At 70.2% G+C, this 7,712-nt stretch carries 6 protein-coding genes; 3 read left to right on the top strand and 3 right to left on the bottom strand.

All coding sequences use genetic code 11. The features are described from left to right. The first annotated feature begins 271 nt into the window (after positions 1 to 271). The 3 genes from ABZ371_RS25895 (at position 272) to ABZ371_RS25885 (ending at position 5,117) form a co-directional block, all read left to right on the top strand. Positions 272 to 2,323, top strand: a complete 2,052-nt coding sequence (locus ABZ371_RS25895) for an APC family permease (protein ID WP_358683816.1) — start codon at positions 272 to 274, stop codon at positions 2,321 to 2,323. 111 nt (positions 2,324 to 2,434) lie between these two features. Beyond that, positions 2,435 to 3,838 carry a TRAM domain-containing protein gene (locus tag ABZ371_RS25890; protein WP_358683814.1) on the top strand — a complete coding sequence of 468 codons (1,404 nt, stop codon included), beginning with the start codon at positions 2,435 to 2,437 and terminating at the stop codon, positions 3,836 to 3,838. 667 nt (positions 3,839 to 4,505) lie between these two features. Further along, a complete protein-coding gene (locus tag ABZ371_RS25885; RefSeq protein ID WP_358683812.1) occupies positions 4,506 to 5,117 on the top strand; it encodes a hypothetical protein in 612 nt (203 codons plus the stop codon). 326 nt (positions 5,118 to 5,443) lie between these two features. Here ABZ371_RS25885 and ABZ371_RS25880 read toward each other — a convergent pair whose 3' ends face one another. The 3 genes from ABZ371_RS25880 to ABZ371_RS25870 form a co-directional block, all read right to left on the bottom strand. Next, the gene (locus ABZ371_RS25880) at positions 5,444 to 5,995 is read right to left on the bottom strand and encodes an EF-hand domain-containing protein (RefSeq protein WP_358683810.1); all 552 of its coding nucleotides are present in this window, start codon (positions 5,993 to 5,995) and stop codon (positions 5,444 to 5,446) included. Positions 5,996 to 6,131: 136 nt separating this feature from the next. Further along, positions 6,132 to 7,082: a molybdopterin dinucleotide binding domain-containing protein gene (locus ABZ371_RS25875; RefSeq protein WP_358683808.1), complete on the bottom strand. Its 951-nt coding sequence runs from the start codon at positions 7,080 to 7,082 to the stop codon at positions 6,132 to 6,134. Further along, the gene (locus tag ABZ371_RS25870) at positions 7,027 to 7,344 is read right to left on the bottom strand and encodes a molybdopterin-dependent oxidoreductase (RefSeq protein WP_358683806.1); all 318 of its coding nucleotides are present in this window, start codon (positions 7,342 to 7,344) and stop codon (positions 7,027 to 7,029) included. Before ABZ371_RS25870 ends, ABZ371_RS25875 begins: the two co-directional genes overlap by 56 nt. Positions 7,345 to 7,712: the final 368 nt, after the last annotated feature.

Here is a 7,712-nt window from a genome sequence, read left to right as displayed (position 1 = left end):
CGCGCCGTGCCGTGGGCCGCGGCTGAGCCGGGCGACGGGCGCGGGCGCAGACTCGCCGGAGCGGCCGGACGGCCGGTGGCGACGACCGGACGCAGGCCCGGGGCGGCGGCCACCCCCTGTAGCGAGGGGCCGCGCACCGGCCCGCACCGCAAGGATTGCGTTAAGGATTCCATGGACTTTTCCGGTGAGGACGGGTAACTATGAAGGTTTTCCGCGGTCGAGGGGGGTGGTGCCTCAGCGGCGTGTCCCGACAGCGTTTACGATCCTCCCCGTGTCCAAACTGACCGACGTGCCCAAACGGATCCTGATCGGCCGGGCGCTGCGCAGCGACAAGCTGGGGGAAACACTTCTCCCTAAGCGCATCGCGCTCCCCGTCTTCGCGTCCGACCCGCTGTCCTCCGTGGCGTACGCACCGGGGGAAGTCCTCCTCGTGCTCTCCATCGCGGGCGTGTCGGCCTACCACTTCAGCCCGTGGATCGCGGTCGCCGTCGTGGTCCTCATGTTCACGGTCGTCGCCTCCTACCGGCAGAACGTACGCGCCTACCCCAGCGGCGGCGGCGACTACGAGGTGGCCAACACCAACCTCGGGCCCAAGGCCGGACTGACCGTCGCGAGCGCCCTGCTGGTCGACTACGTCCTCACCGTGGCCGTGTCGATCTCCTCGGGCGTCGAGAACCTCGGCTCCGCGATCCCCTTCGTCATCGAGCACAAGACGCTGTGCGCGATCGGGGCGATCGTCCTGCTGACGCTGATGAACCTGCGCGGCGTCAAGGAGTCCGGGAAGCTGTTCGCCATCCCGACCTACCTGTTCGTGGCCGGTGTCTTCGCCATGATCCTCTGGGGCGCGTTCCGGGGCATCGTCCTCGGCGACGCCATGCACGCGCCGACCTCGGACTACGTGATCAAGCCGGAACACCAGGGGCTGGCCGGATTCGCCCTCGTCTTCCTGCTGCTGCGCGCCTTCTCCTCGGGCTGTGCGGCCCTCACCGGTGTCGAGGCGATCAGCAACGGCGTGCCCGCGTTCCGCAAGCCGAAGAGCAAGAACGCCGCCACCACCCTCGCGGCGATGGGCCTGCTGGCCGTCACCATGTTCTGCGGCATCATCGGCCTCGCCATGGCGACCGACGTCAAGATGGCCGAGAACCCGGCGAAGGACCTGCTCCACAACGGCGCCGCGGTCGGCGCGGACTTCACCCAGGACCCGGTCATCTCCCAGGTCGCCGCGGCGGTCTTCGGCGACGGCACGTTCTTCTTCGTCTTCCTCGCCGCGGCCACCGCCCTGGTCCTCTTCCTCGCCGCCAACACCGCGTACAACGGCTTCCCGCTGCTCGGCTCGATCCTCGCCCAGGACCGCTACCTGCCCCGCCAGCTGCACACACGCGGCGACCGGCTCGCCTTCTCCAACGGCATCGTGCTGCTCGCCGGAGCCGCGATCCTGCTCGTCTGGATCTACGGGGCGGACTCGACCCGGCTCATCCAGCTGTACATCGTGGGCGTCTTCGTCTCCTTCACCCTCAGCCAGACCGGCATGGTGCGGCACTGGAACAGGCACCTGCGCTCCGAGGCGGACCCCGCGCAGCGGCGGCACATGATCCGCTCCCGGGCGATCAACACCTTCGGCGCGTTCTTCACCGGCCTCGTGCTGGTCGTCGTGCTCGCCACCAAGTTCACCCACGGAGCATGGGTCGCCCTGCTCGGCATGGTGATCTTCTTCGGGACGATGACCGCGATCCGCAAGCACTACGACCGGGTCGCGGAGGAGATCGCGGCGGCCGACACCCCGTCCGACGACACCATCAGGCCGTCCCGCGTCCATTCGATCGTCCTCGTCTCCAAACTGCACCGGCCCACCCTGCGGGCCCTCGCCTACGCCAAGCTGGTGCGGTCGGACCACCTGGAGGCGCTGTCCATCAGCGTCGACCCGGCCGAGACCAAGGCCCTCAGGGACGACTGGGAGCGGCGGGGCATCGACATCCCGCTGAAGATCCTCGACTCGCCCTACCGCGAGGTCACCCGCCCCGTCATCGAGTACGTCAAGAGCCTGCGCAAGGACCGCCCGCGCGATGTGATCAGCGTCTACATCCCGGAGTACGTGGTCGGCCACTGGTACGAGCACCTGCTGCACAACCAGAGCGCCCTGCGGCTCAAGGGGCGGCTGCTGTTCACCCCCGGAGTGATGGTGACCTCGGTTCCCTACCAGCTGGAGTCCTCCGAGGCCGCGAAGCAGCGGGCGCGCAGGCGCGCGGACTGGATCGCCCCCGGATCGGTCCGCCGGGGACCCGTCGAAAGGCGGCAGCACAAGGAGACAGGCACCAAGAGCTGAGGCGGCCCCCGCCAGTGGTGAGCGGTCGGCCGGCATCCACGTAGACTCGTAGGTTGTTGTCCGGCCGCTTTTCCGGTCGCCGTTCCCCCTGATCTCTGGAGCCACCCCCTCATGCAGAACGAATCCACCTCGTCGCAGACCGGGGAGCAGCAGACCGGGAAGCAGCGCACCGAGGGACAGCCGGGCGGGGAGCAGGAGGGCGTGGAGTCGCTCGTCGGACGGGAGTACGAGGTCGAGGTCGGCCCCGTCGCGCACGGCGGCCACTGCATCGCCCGCACCGACGAGGGCCAGGTCCTGTTCGTCCGCCACACGCTGCCCGGTGAGAAGATCGTCGCCCGGGTCACCGAGGGCGCGAGCGACTCCCGTTTCCTGCGCGCCGACGCGGTCACGGTCATCGAGGCGTCCAAGGACCGTGTCGAGGCCCCCTGCCCCTACGCCGGCCCCGGCAAGTGCGGCGGCTGCGACTGGCAGCACGCCAAGCCCGGCGCCCAGCGCCGGCTCAAGGGCGAAGTGATCGCCGAGCAGCTCCAGCGCCTGGCGGGCCTCACCCCCGAGGAGGCCGGCTGGGACGGCACCGTCATGCCGGCCGAGGGCGACAAGGTCCCGCCGGGCGAGGTCCCGGCCTGGCGCACCCGCGTCCAGTACGCGATCGACGAGGACGGCCTGGCGGGGCTGCGCAAGCACCGCTCGCACGAGATCCAGCCGATCGACCGCTGCCTGATCGCCGCGCCGGGGGTCTCCGAGCTCGGCATCGAGAAGCAGGACTGGCCGCAGATGGCCGCGGTCGAGGCCATCGCGGCCACCGGCTCCCACGACCGCCAGGTCATCCTGACCCCCCGCCCGGGCGGCAGGCTCCCGCTCGTCGAGCTGGACAAGCCCGTCTCCGTGCTCCGCGTCGAGGAGAAGGACGGCGGCGTCCACCGCGTCCACGGCCGCGCGTTCGTCCGCGAGCGGGCCGACGACCGCACGTACCGCGTGGGCTCCGGCGGCTTCTGGCAGATCCACCCGCAGGCGGCCGACACCCTGGTGCGCGCCGTCATGCAGGGCCTGCTGCCCCGCAAGAACGACATGGCGCTCGACCTCTACTGCGGCGTGGGCCTGTTCGCCGGCGCCATCGGCCAGCGCATCGGCGAGAAGGGCGCGGTGCTCGGCATCGAGTCCGGCAAGCGCGCGGTCGAGGACGCCCGCCACAACCTGAAGGACCTGGACCGCGTCCGCATCGAGCACGGCAAGGTCGACCAGGTCCTGCCGCGTACGGGCATCACCGAGTGCGACCTGATCGTCCTGGACCCGCCGCGCGCGGGCGCAGGCAAGGCGACGGTCAAGCACCTGGCCTCGCTGGGCGCGCGCCGCATCGCCTACGTGGCGTGCGACCCGGCGGCGCTGGCCCGGGACCTGGCGTACTTCCGGGACGGGGGGTACAAGGTGCGGACGCTGCGGGCGTTCGACCTGTTCCCGATGACTTCGCACGTTGAGTGCGTGGCCATCTTGGAGCCCGCGGTAAAGGGTGCCTGACCTGCTGTCTTGTGGTCCGGGTGGGTTGCTCGACCTGTTTCCCTCCGTGCGGCGGGTCGAGGGGACGGATGGCCCCTCGTGTCCTGACCTGCGCATTCATCAGGAGGTGCTCGCGTCGGCGACACCCCTACGGTCTCACTGGAGATTGTTGACGCTCGAATGACTCTCGGAGCGGAGGTCTCAACCTCCCGCAGCTCTCCGGCTGCCGCCGTGCCGGCCCACCCGTGCAGGTAGAGGTCTCCGGTACGGATTCACGTTGCGGCTTTCTGTATCACGGTTGGGTCGAGGGCTGTGCTGTTGCCTTGCCCTCGCCCCAATGCCCGAACAGGTGCAGCGCATCGCCGAGCCGCTGAACGGCCGTCAGGGGTGACACCTCGATCATCGGAACGACAGGATCCGGGGCGGTCGAACCGAGCGCCGACACGGGGCGCCGACACGGGGCGCGTTTCCCGACGGGCTATGGGGACAAAGCGGTTGTTCGGGCAGTGTGTCGGGGGTCGCTCCGATTGGAGCGGTCCCGGAGGGGCTCCCACGTCCAGGGCGTGGCGCCGCTCCGAACCAGAAACAACCACGCCATGCAACGTGCCCTGAAGCGAACCGTCACAAAGCCCGAACGGATACCGGTATCCGGCGCACGAACTGCCCACCGTCCTGACGCGGGGTACCCATGTCACACCACGAACACTCGACACCGCCCACCCGTTCCACCCGGCCCGCCCGCCTGCGCCGCGCACTCGCCGCCGCGATCATGCTCGCGGGCGCCGCGCTGCCCGTAACGCTCGGAACGCCGGCCTCCGCCGCCCCGACGGCACTGGTCACCTGCCTGGGCCAGCAAGTCACTGACTACACCCCCGGACTGCACCTGACCCAGCCCCGCGACGTCACCTACCAGGCCACCGGCAGCCACGCGTCCTGCCCACCGAACGACGGTGTCACCTCCGTCACCTACTCCGAGAGCGGCTTCGTACCGGACGCCACCTGCGTGGCCTTCCCCAGCACCGCGACCGCCCAACTCCACTGGAGCGACGGCCAGAACTCGACGATCCAGGTCACCGGAAGGGAGATCGACGTCGCCGGCGCCACCCAGGTCTACGTCTCCCTCGGCACCGTCACCGCCGGCCGCTACACCGGGTCGACCGTGAACGTGACACCGAGATCCTCCCCGATCTCCTCAACCCCCTGCCCTGCCTCACCACCACCGGCCTCACCCGGGCCAGCGGCTTGTCCACCCTGCCCATCCTCTGAGGAGCCGCATCCCACCCCTTCACGGGATGCGTGAGCCGGACGCGTTTCCCGCCGGGTGCTCTCAGAAGTCCTCTCGTTCGGCGAGTCCGCAGTAGCAGGTGAGGGTGCAGGCGATGCTGGTGGAGGCGCCGCGTAACGGCGTCGGGTGACTTTCGGGGCGCCCGCCCGTGGACACCGGTTCCCGGCGGTGTGAGCGACCGGCCGCATCCGGCGTGCATCCGTGTCCGGCACGGCGGATGCGTCGCGGAGACCGCCGGCGAGGGCATCGTCGTGGTCGTCGGCCGCGCGGACGGCTCCAACCGACGCCGACTGCCCGCACCGGTGTGAGGGCGGTCGGATCCCGGGCCGTGTGCGGCGCTGTCAGGCGGTGACCCTGCCGAAGAGGTGGTTGGCGGGAGCATCCGGGTTGTCGCCGTAGAAGAACTCCATGAGTGCCTGGTGGAATGCGGCGCGGTCCAGCCCACCGGAGCCGTCCTGGTCCAGAGCGGCGAAGACCGTGGCGCAGTCCTCGCCGGGCACACCGGCGATCGAGTCGAACATCTGCTGGAACTCGGCCTGGTCGATCCTGCCGTCCGCGTTGAGGTCGACGAGGTCGAAGAAGCAGTTGGTGACCGGAGCGATCTGCTGCGGGTAGAGGGCGGGGTCGCTCAGGACGCGCCTGAAGCCCTCGGTCATCTCCCGCAGATCGACCTTCCCGTCACCGTCCTGGTCCATCGGGGCGATCACGTGCGTCCAGAATCCGTCCATTCCTTCGGTGAGTCGGCGGGAGGTCGCGTTGTCCGACGCGGTGTCCCGGACGGCGATGTAGCGCTCGCTCATCGCGCGGACGTCCTGCTGGGTGATGAACCCGTCGCCGTCGACGTCGGCGCCCTTGAACCACTGGCCGTACTTGAGGTCTTGAAGTGCAGTCACGACTGCGCACAGTATTCATCCGATTACGCCATTGCGAAACGGGGGGTCGGGAGCTTCCGGCGGCCGGGGCGGCCCACTGCGCACCTGACCACGGCGAACACGGAGGACGTACCCCAGGCGGCAGGCAGCCTTCGTGTCAGTGTTCGAGGTGTGGGGGTGCGAAGGCGAGCACATCCGGGAGCGGGCCGTCGTACGGCTCGACGTCGACGAGCGCACTGTGGGCGCTCGGTCCCTGGGACAGGCGCGAGCACCCCCGGTCGGCCGTGAGGGTGTTCGGGTTGCCGTGGCGGTCCAAGGTGCCGCTCCGGCCGGGCTGGGCCGGGTCCCACCAAGCTCCGGTGGACAGTTGGATGACGCCCGGCATGACGTCGTCCGACAGGACTGCCCCCGCCAGGCAGCTCCCGCGGTCGTTGTGGACGCGCACGACCCTGCCGCTCTCGATGCCACGGGAGGCGGCGTCCAGCGGATTGATCGTCACGGGCTCACGGCCACGGATCTTCGACTCGAGGCTGTGGCCGCCGTTGTCGTACTGGCTGTGCAGGCGTGAGGCGGGCTGGTTCGAGATCAGGTGCAGCGGGAACCGGTCCGACAGGCCGGCACGGAGCCACTCCACCGGTTCGAACCAGGCCGGATGCCCGACGCAGTCGTCGTAGCCGAACGAGTCGATCTCCTCGGAGAAGATGTGATGGTCGGTGCGCGACTCGCCCGCCGGCTCCCGCACTCTCGGCATCGCGACGAGGTGGGGGTCGGAGAAGCCGGCGGCGAAGTCGTCGCGCTCCAGGCTGGTGGCGACGGGCAGGACGATGTCGGCGAACTTGGCCGTGGTGTTCCACCAGGCTTCGTGGACCACCACCGTGTCAGGGGTCTGCCAGGCGCGGGCCAGCCGGTGGAGATCCTGGTGGTGGTGAAACGGGTTCCCTCCGCACCAGTAGATCATGCGGAGCTCGGGCAGGGTCAGGCGCCGGCCGTCGTAGTCGATGGTCCTGCCCGGATGCAGCAGGGTGTCGGCGATCCGTGCGACAGGGATGAAATCAGCCGTCGAACACGGCGCTGTCTCCGTGCTGTGCGCGCACTCGACGAAGTTCATCGCTCACCAGCGTGATCGCGTCGTCCCAGCTCACCTCCACGAAGGCGTCCGAGCCCCTGGCCGTGTCGTGGGCACGCGGCAGGCCGTTCAGCCAGCCCTTGCGCACAGCGGGGCGCAGCACGCGGGCGCTGTCGTCGGCGGCTGTCACCATTCCGGGTCCGATGGGCGACGGCGCGGGGTCATCGCCCCTCGGCTCGATGCGTACCAACCGACCGGCGTCGACCACCGCGACGAAACTGCCCCAGTGCGTCGCGACCGACATGCGTCGTTCCACGATGCATCAACTCCGTCTCTGACGTTCCCCAGCTCCCGGACAGCCGCCGCCCACGCCCAAGGGGCCCCACGTCGGTTGCGGGCCGCAGGGCGAAGGCTCCCCCTGCGGCCCGCCGCCCAACCCTGCGGATGCACGCGCCTTCCCGCGGCCGCACGAAAGCGCCGCCCGCGCCCAGAGGCCCTTCGCACCGGCCGCAGGAGCCTCGACCGGCCCCCGAGGTGGTCGACTTCCAGGTCAGGGGCGCGTCGCCGCCGGGCGGATCGGTGGGGATCCGGTACCCGGAGACAGCCCGAACCCGCCACCCGAGCCCGCCCTGGGGCGTCCCGCGCCCCGACACCGCCCCGCCCCCCGGGGGC

Origin of the sequence: Streptomyces sp. NPDC005899, assembly GCF_040629645.1 — a bacterium.
Taxonomy (GTDB): Bacteria; Actinomycetota; Actinomycetes; order Streptomycetales; family Streptomycetaceae; genus Streptomyces.
Note: the sequence above shows the minus strand (reverse complement) of the source record. Positions and strands in the feature narration are given on the sequence as shown.